Annotated in this window: 14 protein-coding genes; 2 read left to right on the forward strand and 12 right to left on the reverse strand. The window is 38.7% G+C overall.

Features of this window, described 5'->3' with window-relative positions; genetic code table 11:
• Window positions 1–210: 210 nt before the first annotated feature.
• The 12 genes from ACQQ5U_RS11730 to ACQQ5U_RS11785 all read right to left on the reverse strand — a co-directional run bounded on the left by ACQQ5U_RS11730 (window position 211) and on the right by ACQQ5U_RS11785 (window position 14,531).
• Window positions 211–984, reverse strand: coding sequence for an SDR family NAD(P)-dependent oxidoreductase (locus ACQQ5U_RS11730; protein WP_437397718.1), 774 nt, complete (start codon window positions 982–984; stop codon window positions 211–213).
• A gap of 15 nt (window positions 985–999) precedes the next feature.
• Entirely contained in the window at window positions 1,000–2,043 is a 1,044-nt protein-coding gene (locus ACQQ5U_RS11735; protein ID WP_437397720.1) for an NAD(P)-dependent alcohol dehydrogenase, read from the reverse strand.
• Window positions 2,044–2,068: 25 nt separating this feature from the next.
• Window positions 2,069–2,770, reverse strand: coding sequence for a dienelactone hydrolase family protein (locus ACQQ5U_RS11740; RefSeq protein ID WP_437397721.1), 702 nt, complete (start codon window positions 2,768–2,770; stop codon window positions 2,069–2,071).
• Between the two features lie 265 nt (window positions 2,771–3,035).
• Entirely contained in the window at window positions 3,036–3,461 is a 426-nt protein-coding gene (locus ACQQ5U_RS11745) for a MarR family winged helix-turn-helix transcriptional regulator (protein ID WP_437397723.1), read from the reverse strand.
• 489 nt (window positions 3,462–3,950) lie between these two features.
• Window positions 3,951–4,541, reverse strand: a complete 591-nt coding sequence (locus ACQQ5U_RS11750; RefSeq protein WP_437397725.1) for a DUF6134 family protein — start codon at window positions 4,539–4,541, stop codon at window positions 3,951–3,953.
• An 843-nt stretch (window positions 4,542–5,384) separates the two neighbouring features.
• Window positions 5,385–6,479 (reverse strand): NAD(P)-dependent alcohol dehydrogenase, encoded by a 1,095-nt coding sequence (locus ACQQ5U_RS11755; protein ID WP_437397726.1) that lies wholly within the window; start codon window positions 6,477–6,479, stop codon window positions 5,385–5,387.
• A 44-nt stretch (window positions 6,480–6,523) separates the two neighbouring features.
• The gene (locus ACQQ5U_RS11760) at window positions 6,524–7,927 is read right to left on the reverse strand and encodes an aldehyde dehydrogenase family protein (RefSeq protein ID WP_437397728.1); all 1,404 of its coding nucleotides are present in this window, start codon (window positions 7,925–7,927) and stop codon (window positions 6,524–6,526) included.
• Window positions 7,928–8,095: 168 nt separating this feature from the next.
• Entirely contained in the window at window positions 8,096–8,980 is an 885-nt protein-coding gene (locus ACQQ5U_RS11765) for a helix-turn-helix domain-containing protein (protein ID WP_437397730.1), read from the reverse strand.
• 603 nt (window positions 8,981–9,583) lie between these two features.
• A complete protein-coding gene (locus ACQQ5U_RS11770) occupies window positions 9,584–11,191 on the reverse strand; it encodes an MFS transporter (RefSeq protein WP_437397732.1) in 1,608 nt (535 codons plus the stop codon).
• 1 nt (window position 11,192) lies between these two features.
• Entirely contained in the window at window positions 11,193–12,260 is a 1,068-nt protein-coding gene (locus ACQQ5U_RS11775; protein WP_437397733.1) for an HlyD family secretion protein, read from the reverse strand.
• Window positions 12,261–12,281: 21 nt separating this feature from the next.
• The gene (locus ACQQ5U_RS11780; RefSeq protein ID WP_437397735.1) at window positions 12,282–13,598 is read right to left on the reverse strand and encodes a TolC family protein; all 1,317 of its coding nucleotides are present in this window, start codon (window positions 13,596–13,598) and stop codon (window positions 12,282–12,284) included.
• Between the two features lie 66 nt (window positions 13,599–13,664).
• A complete protein-coding gene (locus ACQQ5U_RS11785) occupies window positions 13,665–14,531 on the reverse strand; it encodes a helix-turn-helix domain-containing protein (RefSeq protein WP_437397737.1) in 867 nt (288 codons plus the stop codon).
• Window positions 14,532–14,811: 280 nt separating this feature from the next.
• Between ACQQ5U_RS11785 and ACQQ5U_RS11790 the strand changes: the two genes are divergently transcribed.
• Window positions 14,812–15,639, forward strand: a complete 828-nt coding sequence (locus ACQQ5U_RS11790) for a universal stress protein (protein WP_437397738.1) — start codon at window positions 14,812–14,814, stop codon at window positions 15,637–15,639.
• A gap of 461 nt (window positions 15,640–16,100) precedes the next feature.
• Window positions 16,101–16,931: a M48 family metallopeptidase gene (locus ACQQ5U_RS11795; RefSeq protein WP_437397740.1), complete on the forward strand. Its 831-nt coding sequence runs from the start codon at window positions 16,101–16,103 to the stop codon at window positions 16,929–16,931.
• Window positions 16,932–16,935: the final 4 nt, after the last annotated feature.

Here is a 16,935-nt window from a genome sequence, read left to right on the forward strand (position 1 = left end):
TTATGATCATAATTTATTTCCTATAAAACAACAATATCTGATTTTGATTTAGTTTTCAAAATTTTTCTAACCATTATTACATACAGCATCCTAAGGGAAAAAATAAAATGCCGCTTTTATTCTATTATAATCACTAAGAACTAGGTTGTAACAAAAAGCAAACAATATGAAAAGTGAGGAAATAAGTATTGTCCTGATTGGGATACACCCTTAAAGTTTAGTACCTCCGTTAACATCTATAAGTTGTCCGGTGATCCAGCCGGCATCCGGTGATAAAAACAAAGCCACGGCATTGGCGATATCTTCCGGTTGCCCCACCCTGCCAAAAGCAGTAGTAGCCACAAGGGATTTTTTTATTTCCACGTTTTCAACAAGTTCCTTAGTCAGGTTTGTCTCCGTAAATCCGGGAAGTATGGCATTGACCGAAATTTTCTTTTCACCCAGATCTTTTGCCATAGAAAGGGAGAGCGAATTAACAGCTGCCTTGGAGGCTGCGTAAGCAGCACGTGCCGGACTTGCTCCACGGGTCGTTAAGGAAGAAATGTTAATGATGTGACCACCTTTAGGAATATATTTCAGTGCTGCCTGTGTCACAAAGAATAACCCTTTAGTATTCACGGCAAAAAGATTATCAAATTCCGCTTCAGTTGTTTCTTCAATAGAATTAGAAAAGGAAGGAACCCCAGCGTTGTTAACCAAAATATCCAACCGGGCATCGTCTGTCCGGTTGGCAAATTCTTGTATGAGCTGACTCATCATTTCCTGAATAGCAGCTACAGAACGCACATCTGCCTGAACGGTAAAAGCTTTTCCGCCGGCCTGTTCAATTTCAGCAACCACGTTTTCGGCTTCCTTCTTGCTTTTGCTGTAGTGCACTGCCGTAAGGGCACCTTCTGCAGCAAGACGTTTTGCAATAGCCCGGCCTATCCCAGTACCGGCTCCTGTGACAAGCGCATTTTTATTTTTGAGAAATAAATTTTCCATAATAAAATCACCGAGTTACAAGGTTGCCATATCTATGACGAAGCGGTATTTCACATCACTTTTCAGCATGCGTTCGTAGGCATCGTTGATATAATCCATCGGGATAATTTCCACCTCAGAAGTAATATTGTGTTCGGCACAGTAATCCAGCATTTCCTGCGTTTCGGGAATTCCGCCAATACCAGAGCCCGCAATACTTCTGCGTTCTCCCAATAACCCAAAACCCATTATTTGCATAGGAGTGGGTGGAGCACCCACGCAGATCATCAGGCCATCGGTATCCAGCATGTTGAGGTACATATTGTAATCGTGTGGCGCAGAAACAGTATTCACGATAAAATCAAAACTTTTGTTGATCTTTTTTACTTGTTCAGGATCTTTGGTGAGTACAAAATGGCTGGCTCCTAATTTTTTGGCGTCTTCTTCTTTTTCTGCAGACCTGCTTAACATCGTGACCTCAGCACCAAATGAAGCTGCGAATTTTACCGCCATATGGCCCAGACCGCCCAGACCTACAACCGCTACCCGATGCCTTTTGCCCACCTTCCAGTGTCTTAAAGGCGAATAGGTCGTGATACCTGCACATAGTAAAGGTGCCACCCCGGCCAAAGGCAGCTTGTCAGATACTTTTAAAACATAATTTTCATCCACCACAATCTGATTGGAATACCCTCCATAGGTCACACCCCCCGAAATTTTATCTTCTGAATTATAGGTATATACTGACTCAACACGGCAGTATTGTTCCAATCCTTTTTTGCAATTGTCACATTCCCGGCAGGAACCTACCAGGCATCCTACGGCTACAAGATCTCCCATTGAAAATTTGGAAACGTGTGCCCCCACTTCGGTCACACGGCCTACGATTTCGTGACCGGGTACCACAGGATAAATGGTATTTCCCCATTCATTTCGGGCCTGATGAATGTCGCTGTGGCACACCCCACAGTACAGGATTTCAAAACGCACATCGTGGGGACCCACTTCTCGTCTTTCAAAATCAAATGCACTCAGTGTTTCAGTGGCTGTGGGTGCTGCATAACCTTTTGTTGCAATCATAACTGCTATTCTTTAATATTTATTATTATAATCTGGAATCGAAAAAGGCAAGGGTCATGGCCCAGGCTTCTTTTGCTGCCAATGGATGATAGCTTTCCCTTTCATCACAATGAAAACCGTGATCAGCATATGAAAACAATACATTGGTATATGGTTTTCCGGCATTTTTGACCGCCGAAATGGTGGTTTCTATATGTTCAGTGGCAATATGCTCATCCATACCGCCCCAAAAAAACAAATGGTCGCCGTGTAAATTGGGGGCCTCATCTGCCCATTGATGCATACTGCCACCATAATAGGAAACCGCTGCTTCCAGCGGTAAACTGGCGTTGGCCAGAAAAGATGCACGGCCTCCCATACAAAAACCGATACTGCCAATCTTGTCTTTACGGATGTTTTTCATCTGCTGAAAGCATTCATACACCGCTTGTAGATCCTGCTTAAGGCCTTCTTTGGTGATAGACTGGTAATGGGCAATTGCCTCTGAAAAATCACTGTACGGCACTTCCAGTCGGGGAGCCGTCCTGTGATAAAGATCAGGTGCAATTACTGCATAGCCTTCCACACAAAGGCGTTCGGCCACGCTTCTTATGTGGTGGTTTACGCCAAAAGCTTCTTGTAACAGGATGATACCAGGAAAATTTTCGCCCTCTTCAGGGATGGCAAAATATGCATCTTCCTCGGTACCATCTGAAACTTGAAGGGTGTTGAAACCGTGATTTTTCATTTCTTCAATTTAAATAATCAGATTTTTTTACCGCTCTCTATTTAGGATTATAAAATAGATAATGTATTTTTCTACCAGTTCTTTTACCATCAGGTCCACTTTCCTTGTGTAGCGTTGGAATACGGATACATCCGGTGGGCTTGATTTATCACCTCTTCTGCAATTTCCATATCGAGACCAGCAAGAGCAACTTCTATGGTAATATCAAACTCGGTATTATAGATTTCTTATAGCATTTTAACTGATTTTTGATATATGGTTTATTTTAATTTAACTCTGTCAATAGATAATCCAATTGTGCTTTGATCTCATCTACTTTTTCGTCGGGTATTTGTATGGTCTTCTTTAAATTTTCCGGGACAATCGCGGACTGTTGTTGAATCTTTTCGCCTTCGGGCGTAAGTTCTATTTTTACGCTTCTTTGATCTTTTGTGTCTCTTTCTCTGGTGACCCAGCCTTTCTCTTCCATCCTTTTCAGCAAAGGGGTTAGCGTGCCACTGTCAAGAGACAGTCTTTGTCCCAGCTCTTTAACACTCCAGACCTGTGCTTCCCAAAAGAGCAGGAATATTAAATATTGTAGATAGGTAATTCCCAGCTTTTCAAAATCGGGTTGGTAACAAAAAGTAATCTTTCGCGATAATACATATAGTTTAAAGCACAACTGCTCGTTTAATGAAGGTTTTTTAGTCATTTTACTTTGCTATCTGCGTACAAATATAGTAATCTAAATTGTGTACAATTTAACTGCATACAATTTAATAGATTTAAATTTATCCTGAAATAGGATAGGGTATGCCATCACCTACCTTTTCTGCACAAACATTTAACTACATCTTTTTGACCTCAAAAGAAATAAAAAATCTACAGAGAAATAGAAGGATATAATTTTATGGCACTAATTGTATGATTTGCACACATTTTCAACAAATTATTCCATGGATTTAAGACAGAAGGATCGCTTGAAACAGGTAAAGGTCACGAAAATATAGAGACCCTGGGAGGCGAGCGTTCCTGGGGTCATATCATAAGTGATGAATGGTATTGTGAAAATTGGTTATTAGGAAGTTGCCTGGCTTCTCAAGTCTAAGGATTGTATTTGTTTTACATGGCTTGAAATTAAAGGAGGACCATACATGTCGGTATAGTTTGTTTCTTTGCATCCCGCCATGGAATTGTTGGTTCAGTTCCTTTTAACGATCTTGAAATCAACAATCCCATCGATGGTGGCTTCCGTCAATGTCCCATTGTGGTATTGATAAATATTCTCCTTGCCCTTTGAGTTGATTTTCTTATACCGGTGATCACCCAAAGGAACGATGGTGTTGATGCTGCCATCCATTTCAGAATAACATTGTTCCACATTATTGGGTTCACTGAAGAAAAGTAAAATGGTGGAATATGGGACCTTTTCTTCCATAATTGCTTCATTTTTTCGGTCCTTAACAAATTTATACTGATTTCCCGTCCACTTTGTAAAGGCTTCTGTATGTGTTTTTTCGTTTATCAGAACATCCACATTGGACTCAGAAAGATAGCCATCTTCGAAGGTAACCAGATACTCATAATCAACTTTTAACTGTTTGATTATTTTGATGCTTACCGAAGTAATACTGGTATATTGGACCTTTGAACCCTTAGGGTCTAGGGTTGCTCTAAGGGTACCGACAGAATCGTCTTTAAAATAGATGTCAAAATAAAGGGTTTTATGGTCGGCGGGTTGATGGCCAAAGACACTTAAAAAGAAAAAGATTATAATAAAGCGGGCGGACATATCATGTGAATTTTTGAATCGGTTTACAATTTAATTATTATCGCCCAAAGACGCTGTATGTAACCGATGGATAATTATGGCTCGCCACAGTTTGTTGATTTCTGTTCCCTGTTGGCTGGTCCTGCTTTTTTGTTGCATTCTTTGATTTTTAAGTATGCATGGATGAGGCCTTAAATAGAGTTATTCCAATGGATAGACCGTATCCTATGGTTTATCCAAATAGGTCTTAAAAGCCGATTTGAGTTTATTCCTATATTGGGTAATCTAGATTGTTTGAATCCAACGGTAAAAACAGACTCTTAATATCACCTGAAAAGCTTCGGACAATTCGTTGTTGATTTATTGACTTTGCCTTGATTTAGGTTTTAGACCATGGTAAAATGATGTTTATATAATTGATTCGTATTTTTAATGGATAATTGTTAATATCCCCAAAATTATAACGGTGAGTTTATCCATTAATTGTAGGATGGAAGTTTGCTCATTGCGTCCAGGGACAGGGAATCTGTTTGAAAACTGTAGGAATGGAAAGGTCCCCTGCTTATGTATCCAATGGAGGGGTTGGCCCAACCTCGTTCTATATGAAAGATATTTCCGAACCCTTTCTTGGGGTAGGATGGACCTATAGTTATGGGTGATTGAATATTTTGATTATAGCCTTAAACCGAACAGTGCGCTCCAGTTGCCTGTCACCAAAGGTCGGTAATGTCAAATACTATTCATTTTTAATGCTTTTCCTTATCCATTGTTCATTTCTTTTGAACATCCATGATCATTGAGCCAGTCTTGTTTTGAACCCATGCCCCTGTCGAAAACTCTTCTATTTTTATACGGTGAAATAAGTTACATCTTCAATATTGCTTTAATGGTGGTCCCTTTCTCAGCATCATGAATGGCTTGATTGATTTCATCAAGGTCATAATATTTCACTAATTTATCGAAGGGGAATATACCTGCTTGATACATATTGATGAGTTTGGGAATAAACACATCCGGTACACTATCGCCTTCTATGGAGTAATGAATGGATTTGCCCATTAGGACCATATTGTCTATATCAAGTTTATCACCAGCTACAATTACGAGGGCTAATTTGCCCAAGGATCGTAAGGAGGAAAGGGCATCGACGATAACACTGTTGATTCCCGTAGTATCAAAGGCATAGTGAACGCCCCCGGGCATGATTCTTTTCAAAACCACATCGGCCGCCTTCTCGTTCTTTGCGTTAATGATGTGTGTGGCACCTAGCTCCATGGCCATTTCCAACCTGCTTTCGTATAGATCGACTGCAATGATGGTAGTGCATCCTGCTGCTTTTGCAGCCATGATTCCCGATAACCCAACTGAACCAACACCAAAGATGATTATGCTCTCTCCGGGATTAGGTTTTAAAATGTTCAATACACTTCCAGCCCCTGTCTGTATTCCACAGCCTAATGGGCCCAATAATTCGATAGGAACATCTTTGGTCACTTTTACCACACCGCTTTCCGCTACCAAGGAATATGTTGCAAAGGAGGATTGTCCAAAAAACATTCCATTCACATTTTGGCCGGTATGGTCATGATAAGGACAGGATCCATCAACTCTCCCAGGGCCAAAATTCAACGGTAAGAAATTGACACAATAAGATGGATGACCGGACCTACAGGGTTCGCAACTGCCACAGGAAGCAGGCGCCATCACCACATGATCACCTATCTGGACCTTCGATACCGCACTTCCTATCTTTTCTACAATGCCTGAGCCTTCATGTCCTAATATGGATGGTGTGGGAAACGGTAAAAAACCATCTCGAACGGCCAAATCTGTATGACAAATGCCAGAGCCAGCAATCTTAACCAATACTTCATTGGACTGAAGTTCATTGTCTAGTTGAACCTCTCGCACCTTAAATTCTTCTTTAAGTCCTGAAAGGACGGCTGCCTTTATTTCCATTTTGCTTTAATTTGTACATTCTATTGTTTAGATAATTATTCGTTTTATTGGGCATTGGTCAGTTGTTCCAATTTTCCTTCGAATGGTGGGGCCATCATGGTGTCGGCTTCTTTACTCTGATCGTAAAAAATACTCTTTGCATGACTCAATTCCATAAATCCAAATTTACCATGATATGAACCCACACCACTATTGTTTACGCCACCAAAAGGAAGGCGGTAGTCCAGTGCATGAACAAATGCCTCGTTAATGCAGACGCCTCCAGAGGAAGTCATCTTTATTACATTTTCCGTATTTTCTTCGATATCGCTAAACAGGTACAGCGCAAGTGGTTTTGGTTTACTGTTTACATATTCAATGGCTTCCCAAATGGTATCATAGGTCAGGATGGGGAATATCGGCCCGAAAATTTCTTCCTCCAAAATTTTGCTGTTCGGCGCCACCTTGGTGAGAAGGGTTGGTTCTATTCGAAGTTTTTGGTCATCAAAAATTCCACCTGCAACAATGGTGGCACCTTTTTCAACGGCATCACCAAATAAGGATTTTAAACGATTGTAATTCTTTTGGTTAATAATCTTTGAGGAATCTTGCTCCGCATACTTTCCTTCGCTATAATACATTTTTTTGATGGCTTTCCTGGCCAATGCCACAAATTGGGTCACTTGGCTATGGTGAATCAAACCATAATCAGGTGACAGGCAAAGTTGCCCTGCATTGATGGTGGTCTTGTGGATAAGGGTTTGAGCGGCTTTTTCCAAGTTCGCCTCCGCATCCACAATAAAAGGGTTTTTACCACCCAGTTCGAGTGTTACCGAAGTCAGGTTTTTGGCTGCAGCAGCCATTACGATCTTTCCGATTGTTGGGCTACCGGTAAAGAAAATATGATCGAAGGGGAGTGCCAATAATTCCGTGGTTTCTGGAATTCCACCCTCTATAACGGCGACAAATTTGGGTTCAAAAACAGATGAGATAAGGTTCTTAACAACTTTACTCACATTGGGGGTCATTTCAGATGGTTTGGCAATTACGGTATTACCGGCGGCAATGGCAGCGACCAAAGGCTCAAGTACCAAGAGAAATGGAAAGTTCCAAGGGCCAATAATCAAAACGACCCCCCGGGACTCATACCTGATTTCAATGTTCGCATCGGATTTAATGGAAGAAGGTTTGATTTCCGGTTCCATCCATTTCTCAAGATTTTCGCAAGTCTCATCTATAATCTTGATTAGCCCCAAATGTTCAAAAACCACTGTTTCAAAAACTGGCCGTTCCAAATCCTTGCTCATTGCTTCGATCAATTCGTATTGGATTGTCCCTAAACCCTTTTGCAATTTTCTCAATTGGTCTATCCGCTCCCGGGCGGTAGTGATCCTTTGTGTATATTGATATGCTTTTTGCTGATTAAAGACCGAAACAATATCCACTGATGGTAATACTTGTGCTTTCATTATCTATTGATACTTTAGGGGGGTTAATTCTTTATAACTGTGAAATAGACATTGTAAAACCTATGATTTTACATATTTGTCAAAAAACACACAATAAATTGATTAATGTAAAAGTAAGGACCTAAAGGGCGTTAGGAAATGTTCAAATCATGTATTTGGATGTCTAAATCATTTATTTTGATTACATCTCATTCTATATTCCGTAGGGGAACATCCAACATGTTTTTTAAAGAACTTGCTAAAAGAATAGGGATCACTAAAGTTGAGGTGGGAAGCAATATCTGTTATTGATGACCCTGATGTGTTCAATTCCTTTTTGGCTTCACTGAGCAATTGTAATTGAATAAATCTGGAAGGGGATTTATTGGTCGTACGCTTAAAAATGGAATACAGATAACCGGGACTTACATTCAGTTTGGAGGCATAAAAGGACACTTTTCTGTGCTTTAAACAATTTTCATAAACCAAATTCTTGAAATTTTGCGTTAGTTTTTCTGATTCGCTTCTAACCGCAGTGGAATAATCAATATAATTGGCAAGGATATTGTCCGTTTCATAGATCAGTGCGGAAGTAAGGCTTCTGGCTATGTATTTTTCGTTGTTCTTTGGCAAACTTTTGTACAGATGGAAAATATGTCCATAAATCTGCAGCAAGGAATCCCTGTCCTCTTTTTCAAGTAGAATATAGGATGCAATGCCATCACTTAAAAAAGAATGGTTTTTTACGGTAAAAATATTTTCGTTAAGGCTGTCAAAAAAGTCCTTTTTAAAACAAACAATGAACATTTTAATGCCTTCTGAAATTTTCACACTTCCAATAAGTTGGTTGGGACGATGGATGAATAGGGAATTTTGCTTAACCTGATAGAACACATTATCGATTTCCAGTTCTAAAAGTCCCTCTTTGACCAATCCAAAGGCGTAGTAATTTGGTATGAAATGAAATGTTTGTTCATTTATATCCACTTCGGTTATAAAGACAAAATCATCCTGAGCACTATATTCTATGGCCCAAAATTCAATTAATTCCCTGATACGATAAGTTGGTGTCATGTTGCATTTAGGACAATAAAGATTTCAATGATTCATTACCACTTTCTTAAGTATCGATCTTCTCCATTTGGCCTATTTTACCAAAGGCTGAAAAAACGAAAAGTTGAACAAGCAACTAAATGTCATCGATACTTCAAATTGATTTTGACCTTTTATTTGTCTTACTGCCCTTGAATGGGAAACTAAAGTGCTCAAAACCATTTAGGTCGTAATATTTGATATCCACATGGAATAGTTTTTGGATAGGCTCTGCATAGTACTGCTGTTTTAAGCAAATAACAATAGGGATGCCTTACGGATTGATCTACTTTTTACAATCTCGTTATTTTATCCATTTGCCATTCAAATTTCTTCTAAACCCATTGATTTGCACGTCCTGATTCCTAAGTTACCAATTTCCAAACAATCGAAATCAACATTAACGTAAATCAATCCATTTTATCCATTCTGATACTTCTTTAACGGTGATAGGCTTTTTTATTTACTATCTTTTTGTCCGAATCCATCACATACAGCATGTGATTTCCTTGATAAAACCACATTGGTTTGACTTTATGGACAGAAAATTGTTTGAATTTCAAATCACATTATATTATACATTCTTTATACCGTTATAGGTCCGGCTCCTGTGGAAATGGATTCGATCGTGTTCTTTCTCCCGCTCGCATTATACCCTTTAATGGATTCTCCTTTTACAAGTTTTCGAACCAAGATCAATCTGCGATAATGTGTGTTTTCAAATCGCAGTGCCAAGGTATAGATCATAAGGATCATGCCCGCGATAATGGAATATCCATACAATGTTTTTGATGCGGTCAGGATAGCCTGTAGTTTTGCCCTGCCATATACTGCCAAACCGCCACCTCTCGGAGACAATGTTATGGCATCCAAATGATGTGCTAAATTATCAAATCCCTGTAGTTGTAATTTATAATAGGCCCAGGAATATAGGGCACCGGCAAAAGCAACACTTACAACGGAACGGACAACAATGGTCAACGCAACGGCCGCTAAGGTCTCATCCATATTGAAACCATCCAAGGCATAGTACCATATACTGATGAACAGTATGGTCATACCCAATCCCCTCATTATTTGTGGTAGCACTAAGTATGATATTTCTATCTGGGGGCTTATTAAAAAGTACATTAACACAAAGTGCAGTGTATAGAACAGTATGCCCGAAAAGATTAAAAATTTTGTCGGATATTTTTTTTTGTACCAGTAAAATGCATAGAAACCACCTAATATGATTCCTGGGACCATGGCATAGTTCAATAAATTGTTAGTGGTTGAATTATAACCTAAAATACCAACCGTGAATGTGTTTTGAATTGATGCCGATGCCAAAAACATACCTAAGCCCATTAGCAAGGTAAATCCTTGGATAAAATTTTTACTTCTAAAAATACTTAGGGGAACAAAAGGTCGTTTCAATTTTTTTTGTTTGAACAGGAAAAGGGCAAAAAAGAGAACAAAGCCCATGGTTGCGTACTGAATACTGGGTGAGGTATACCAACCTTGTTGTTTGGAAAAAACAAGCACATAGCTTAGGAGAAAAAACGAAACCGCATACAATAAAATGCTCGGCCAATGAATATAATATAGAGGGAGCTTTCTGGAAAATCGTAAATCATGCATGAAAACAACGGACAATAATACCAACACCAATAAAACGATTGTCATGATGACATAAACTGTTTGCCATTCCAAATTATATGCAATCGTTGAAAATAAATAGGAACTCAATTGGGCCGTTGAGATACTTAAAGGATAAAAAACGGAATAAAACTTGGTCCTGTTTCCATCTGGACTTAGAATGAATAATAAGGGAAGGATAAGCTCAATAAGAGCTATGATTTTAAAGTATCCGATCACAAAATTTGAAAATATTATGACATAAGGATTAGATACGGTTGCTATGACCATGGAAAACAGGGAAATCATCAATAAACTGGTTATCATGAGCTCCTTGCTTCTAAAACGCATCTTGAAACGCAATAAAAGGGGTAAAGCGGCACCCATTCCAATAAACGATGCATAATTTGCCCAAGATAGATACTCGGAATAGATCCCCAAATCATTCATCATTTCGTTGAAGTTTGCAGTATAGATCCCGCTTACCACCAATAGTGGGAAAAGGTAAAGAACAATGAGCAGTAACATAACGGGTTTGGGCACCCAATCTTTAAAAAGTCCTTTGTTGTACATACTACTTTATGGTAATCTCTACGTTCATACCTACTCTGAGCAAGTCCAAATCTTCTTCCGTATTACCTTTTGTAAAGTCAATACGAACAGGGATGCGTTGCTGAACCTTTACGAAGTTGCCTGTGGAATTATCCACTGGAATGGAAGATAGTTTAGAGCCTGTTGCCGCGGAAATCGAAGTGACGACGCCATGGTATTTTTTACCTCCCAAGGCATCCACTTCAATATTCATTTTTCTGCCCAGAGTGATATTTTCCATCTGTGTTTCCCTAAAATTGGCTATTACCCATTTTTTGTCATCTGTAACGATGCTTGCCACTTGCTGGCTCGGATTCAGCAATTGTCCCTCATTTATGATTCTACGCCCCATATACCCATCATAAGGAGCTGTTATAATGGTATAGGACAAGTTTAGTTTTGCCAGTTCAAGGGCTGCCTCTGCCTGCTTGATTCCTGCCTGGCTCATTTCTATTCTCCCATCCATTTCAAGGAGTGAATAATCTATGGATTTGCGTTGCCCCAACAAAGATTCATATTGCGCTTTGGCCGCATCATATTGTGTTTTTACCCCATCATATTGTTGTTGGGTAACGGCTTCGTCCTTTAATAAGGCCTCAAAACGTTTAAGGTTTTGTTCGGCATTCCAAAGGTTGGACTCTGCCCCAGAAATATTGGCATCGATGACCGATGTGTTGTTCGCAATGGTGTTGACCGATGACTTGGTGGTTTTTTCACCGGCCAATGCATTCAAATAAGCTGCTTCCGCCTGAGCCAGCTTGGCTTTTATTTCGCTATCATCCAATATGACCAAGGTATCCCCTTTTTTGACTCTTTGGTTTTCCTCAAAACGTATTTCTTTGATATAGGCAGAAACCCGTGTGTTGATTGGGTTGATGTAGGCCTCTACTTGTGCATCATTGGTGAAATTTTTGTCCCCAATGTGGAAATAGTATTTAACAACAAAAAATAGTGCTACCAGAGCGACTGTGAATATAAGGAGATTGGTGAAAAAGACTATTTTTTTGTTTTTGCCAACCTTTTGTTTGGATTGTTTTTTGCTATCGGACATTTTATGCTCTATTTGTAATGGTTATAGATTTCCCACTGTCTTTAGAATGTTGTAGTAGGCGTAAATGATGTTTATTTCTGAATTGACAAATTGGAGTTCGGCTTCCAATTTTGAATTACTGGCATCCAGCATATCGGTTATCAGGGCCAGCTGGTTCAAGTACTTTTTTTCAATGATCTTATAATTTTCTTCGGCCAAGTGTTTACTTTCCATATAAGTGGTCCTTTGCGAGATGGCTTCATTGTATTTTAAATAAGCTGCTTTGACCGCAACATGCAAATTTTGTTCCGTTAAGGTTTTTACCTCTGACACCTGTTCCATTTTAAGTTTTTCCAATCCGGACCTTTTGTTATTTTTATAAAGGGATTCTATGTTATAGGTCAGCGAAATGCCCACTTGCCAATTGTTGAAGTATACATCGTTTATTGGGAAGGAATTGGTTAACGGGCGTTGCATGTTATACCCTGCTATCCCTGCCAAAACAGGTAATTTTTCAGATTTTGTAATAGCCAAACTTGTTTCGGCCATTTCACTTTGTAATTGTATAGATCTAACCAATGGATGATTGGCCAATGCTTCTTCTTTATAGCTATCGAAGGCTTGTATGGCAAAATCCGTTTTTAAAGTTTGCTCATCTGGAATGATGATGGTGTCCTGTGTCAGTCCCAATGCAAAGGTCAATTGGTTGTTTAAAATGGATATATTGTTGTCTATGGTGACAACTGCCTGGTTCAAGGTGGCCAAAAGTAAATCCCCACGTACTATCTCATTGCGGGTTACCATACCTTGATCGTATAAACTGGTCACATTGTCAATCCGTTTTTGTGCCAATTTAATGTTTTCTTCAAACACCTGTTTTTGGTTGTACAACTTGTATAGGTCCAAATAGTTTGAAATCACTAAAAATTTTATGTCAAGTGCATCGTTGTCCGCATTCAAAAGGGCCAATTGTTCCTGTAAGGCGCCTATTTTTATGGTGTTTTTTACAGTGTTTCCTTTAAAGATGAGTTGTTGTGCCTGAAAGGAAAATGTATTGCCAAAGTGTGGCATGTCCACTGTGGTTTGCTTGGAAAAATCCTTATCCAGTATTGCAATATCACCGAGGTACATGGCAGTAGAGCCAAAAGACACATCAGGTAATTGAAGCTGCCTATAAATTTTGGTTTGCTGTTGTGCAATATCCACTGATTTTTTCGAAACCTTTAGTTTTTGGTTGTTATCCAAAGCTAATTGGACGATTTCATCAACGGTATACATTTTTGGAACCACCTCTTGGGTGAATCCCGCACTATATGTTGCAATGAAGAGGAGATTTAGGATGTATTTTATGCTATGCATAATAATAAATTTATAATATTCTGCAAAAATAAAACCTATATAAAGGTAAAAAAATAGTAAATAGAACTAAATTGATGTGTAATTGTACTCTTTTTTGTTTTTTTCTTTAAATCCGGACGGATTCAATCCCGTGTGCTTTTTAAAAAAGTTGCTAAAGTAGTACTGATCGTTAAAATTCAGCTCGGAAGCAATTTCAGTAATTTTCTTATTTGATGAGGTCAGCAAAACCTTGGCTTCTGAAATAATGTATTGGTGTATCACTTGATTGGCCGTTTTTTTGGTAACACTTTTAATAGTGGATGACAGGTACCTCGAACTTACAGATAGCTTATGGGCGTAAAATGAAACCTTACGTTCCCTTTTATAATTGTTGGAGAGCAGTTTTAAGAATTCAAATACCAATTCCTGTTTTCGGTCCATTATTCCCGAACCTGTAAAGTTCTGGAGGGCATTGATAGCTTCAAACACAGTATAAACGAGAACATTCAATAAATTTAAAAGGATGGTGGAACTGAACTTACTTTCCGTTTTATGGAGATTGAGTCGTAATATTTCGGTCAGTTTGTCTAATTCGGTAACTACGGATTCGGAAATAATAAACTTATTGGAATAATTGGAAATTAAAAATTGGTATACCTCAAGTCTGTTGAATTCAAAAGAAAGCTGCGAAAAAAGTTCAATATCAATGGATACAATGGTAATTTCAAGGTCTGTACTGGTCTCTTTTAATTCAAAAAAACCATTTGGAAACAAAAAATAAATGTTTCCCCCCGCAAGAGTTACTGTTTCAAACGATTTCATAAATTTAATGCGGCCTTTCCTAACGATTACAATGGATGTTTTTGTAGACCGATAGGACCTACCTTTTCCAATATAGTCGAGTAGATTTTTTTCGTTAATGTAGCGAACCTGGTTGTTGATGGTATTGGGCATATTGAAACTTGTTATAAGACAATTTGAAAAAGTGGAAGTGAAGTTTATCTGCAACCTACTAAATTACTTGATAAAAAACATTATCCATAAGTCTTAAACTGTAGATGGCTAAATATTATAAATCAATGAGGACCGTTGATTTCATAATCAGGACAAGGAAGGAGATTTTAATCAACCATTCAGTAACCTAACCTTAACGTAGGTTCCTTTGATTATTCTTGGCATTATTTGTTTATTTCTGGCAATAACACTTAATTTTGGTTTGATAAGGTAATAGGTTATGAAAATTTTAGTTCCTTTTGACTTTTCGGAAGAAGCATTACATTCACTGGGATTGGGGAGTGAGATGGCAAACCAATTGAATTATAAATTGAAAATACTCCATTGTCTCAATCTTCCAGATTTCTCATATGGTGACCCCGGCAAGATCAAGGCATTTCGCAAAGACTTGTCACAGGAGGCAATGATATCGTTGAAGAGCATCGTTAAAGGGTTGAATGACCGTTTGGTCGATGTCGATATTGAAATAAATGAAGGATCTGCATCAGCAAATATTCTCAAGGCAACTTTCGAAAGGGACATTCGCTATACCATCATGGGGTTTAAAAAGCGAATGATTCCAGATAAAATTGGTTCTACGACCAGGGATTTATTGAGATATGCTAATGGCTCAATTTTTTGCCTAAAAAACGAATTGCCCTTGAAATCGATTAAAAATATTCTCCTGGTCACTGATTTCACCGGAGTTCCGGCTAAGGCAATGGAAAATATAATTTTATTACAAAAGTTAAATAACGCCAGGTTAGACTTACTATATATCAATACACGAGAAAATTGGCTTTCCACAAAAGATACCCATAATAAAATGAAGGTTTTTTGTAAGACCCATGATTTAAAGAATACCGCATTGGATATTGTGAATGATGAAACCGTTGAACTTGGAGTACTTGACAAACTGATGACAACCAAGGTTGACTTAATAGCCATCAAGATCAACAAATCCAGTGACAAAATCCACATTACGGATACGCATTTAAGTGCCGAAAGAATTATTGAGAATACGGATATTCCTGTGTTGACCTATGCACACACAAGTATTTATCAATAGGCCTTCCCAAATAGTGATATCTATTTAAATGGATTTCATGGTTTCTACATATGGAATATTAATTGGGGAGTTGTCATAAATGGTGGGTTTCTGGAAAGAATCCTTTCCGAACTTCTGGATTTAGGAAGTTTGGCCTTGTGGCACATACTTTGAAACATGTGTTAATTTAATCCCCCCTTGATCCTAAAGTGCAGTGTTATTTCTGAATACTGTATTTTTTTGTGAATCTCATAACTATTTAGTGGCATGGATGGACCTACTCAATAAGTACACCGAAATTAGCTTTTACAGTACTTTGCTCCCGTACCTAAATTAAGAGCTTTTCCAATGGAGGAAGGTTTTTCCAGGACAAGAACTTGGCTGGGCTGAAGTACAATACCACGTTTGAAAGCACAAAGTTAAAATGCTTGACAAAAAAAAGATGACATTTGTTATTTTTGGTTATATACACTAAAAACATCATGAGACACACACTATCGGCCATTTTCTGCTGCTGCTTTTTACAGATTTCTTTGGCCCAGGAAATCTCCGTTGAAAAATTGGAAGAGGCCCTTTCTGATTACACGACAAAAATAGAACATGCCACGGTGCTCCAGGATTGTGGCCATGCCTTTGATGGACCCGCTTTTTTTTACAAACAGGTGGAGAACAATTGGTTGGACTTTGCACTGAACATCTCCAGTGATTCCAAAAAAAATATTGGAAGGGATATGTACAACAGGTATGTTACCCTTGGCCAATTGGACAACAACCATTTTGCCAAACCAAAAGTTGAAGAAATACTTCAACGTATCGTTAAAAATGTGTCCCGAAAGGATATATCCTACCGAATAAACATCCTTAAATCCGAGGAAATAAATGCTTTTGCCACCTTGGGCGGTTACCTATACATTACCACTGGGCTGCTAAACTTCATTGATTCGTACGATGAATTGGCGTTCATCATAGGACATGAAGTGGCCCATGAGGACAAACTCCACACCCAAAGGAAAGTAACCAAACTTACGCTCTCCACAGACCTTGAGGGAATGACCCGTATGGAAGGTTTCACCGATATCGCCAATAAGATCAATAGTACCCTTTCCCCTCCATTTGATCAAATTGATGAATATGAAGCCGACAAGGTCGGGTTTGAATTGGCCAAGGCCGCCGGATATGATGTGAACCGATTTGCGGATTTCTTCAAAAAATTGGAACGCTACCAAAAGCAAGATCTCCTTACAAAATTGACTTCTACGCATCCTTTTGCGGAACATCGCAAAAAATGCATCCAATCCTATATCGACCAATAAAATG

Origin of the sequence: Flagellimonas lutimaris, from assembly GCF_051494225.1 — a bacterium.
GTDB lineage: Bacteria > Bacteroidota > Bacteroidia > Flavobacteriales > Flavobacteriaceae > Flagellimonas > Flagellimonas lutimaris_A.

Bases quoted from the DNA above. Each gene is read 5' to 3' on its own strand.
- ACQQ5U_RS11770 (WP_437397732.1), bottom strand. From the start codon at position 11,191: ATGTACAACAAAGGACTTTTTAAAGATTGGGTGCCCAAACCCGTTATG.
- ACQQ5U_RS11730 (WP_437397718.1), bottom strand. From the start codon at position 984: ATGGAAAATTTATTTCTCAAAAATAAAAATGCGCTTGTCACAGGAGCC.
- ACQQ5U_RS11740 (WP_437397721.1), bottom strand. From the start codon at position 2,770: ATGAAAAATCACGGTTTCAACACCCTTCAAGTTTCAGATGGTACCGAG.
- ACQQ5U_RS11745 (WP_437397723.1), bottom strand. From the start codon at position 3,461: ATGACTAAAAAACCTTCATTAAACGAGCAGTTGTGCTTTAAACTATAT.
- ACQQ5U_RS11755 (WP_437397726.1), bottom strand. From the start codon at position 6,479: ATGGAAATAAAGGCAGCCGTCCTTTCAGGACTTAAAGAAGAATTTAAG.
- ACQQ5U_RS11760 (WP_437397728.1), bottom strand. From the start codon at position 7,927: ATGAAAGCACAAGTATTACCATCAGTGGATATTGTTTCGGTCTTTAAT.
- ACQQ5U_RS11735 (WP_437397720.1), bottom strand. From the start codon at position 2,043: ATGATTGCAACAAAAGGTTATGCAGCACCCACAGCCACTGAAACACTG.
- ACQQ5U_RS11750 (WP_437397725.1), bottom strand. From the start codon at position 4,541: ATGTCCGCCCGCTTTATTATAATCTTTTTCTTTTTAAGTGTCTTTGGC.
- ACQQ5U_RS11780 (WP_437397735.1), bottom strand. From the start codon at position 13,598: ATGCATAGCATAAAATACATCCTAAATCTCCTCTTCATTGCAACATAT.
- ACQQ5U_RS11790 (WP_437397738.1), top strand. From the start codon at position 14,812: ATGAAAATTTTAGTTCCTTTTGACTTTTCGGAAGAAGCATTACATTCA.
- ACQQ5U_RS11775 (WP_437397733.1), bottom strand. From the start codon at position 12,260: ATGTCCGATAGCAAAAAACAATCCAAACAAAAGGTTGGCAAAAACAAA.
- ACQQ5U_RS11795 (WP_437397740.1), top strand. From the start codon at position 16,101: ATGAGACACACACTATCGGCCATTTTCTGCTGCTGCTTTTTACAGATT.
- ACQQ5U_RS11765 (WP_437397730.1), bottom strand. From the start codon at position 8,980: ATGACACCAACTTATCGTATCAGGGAATTAATTGAATTTTGGGCCATA.
- ACQQ5U_RS11785 (WP_437397737.1), bottom strand. From the start codon at position 14,531: ATGCCCAATACCATCAACAACCAGGTTCGCTACATTAACGAAAAAAAT.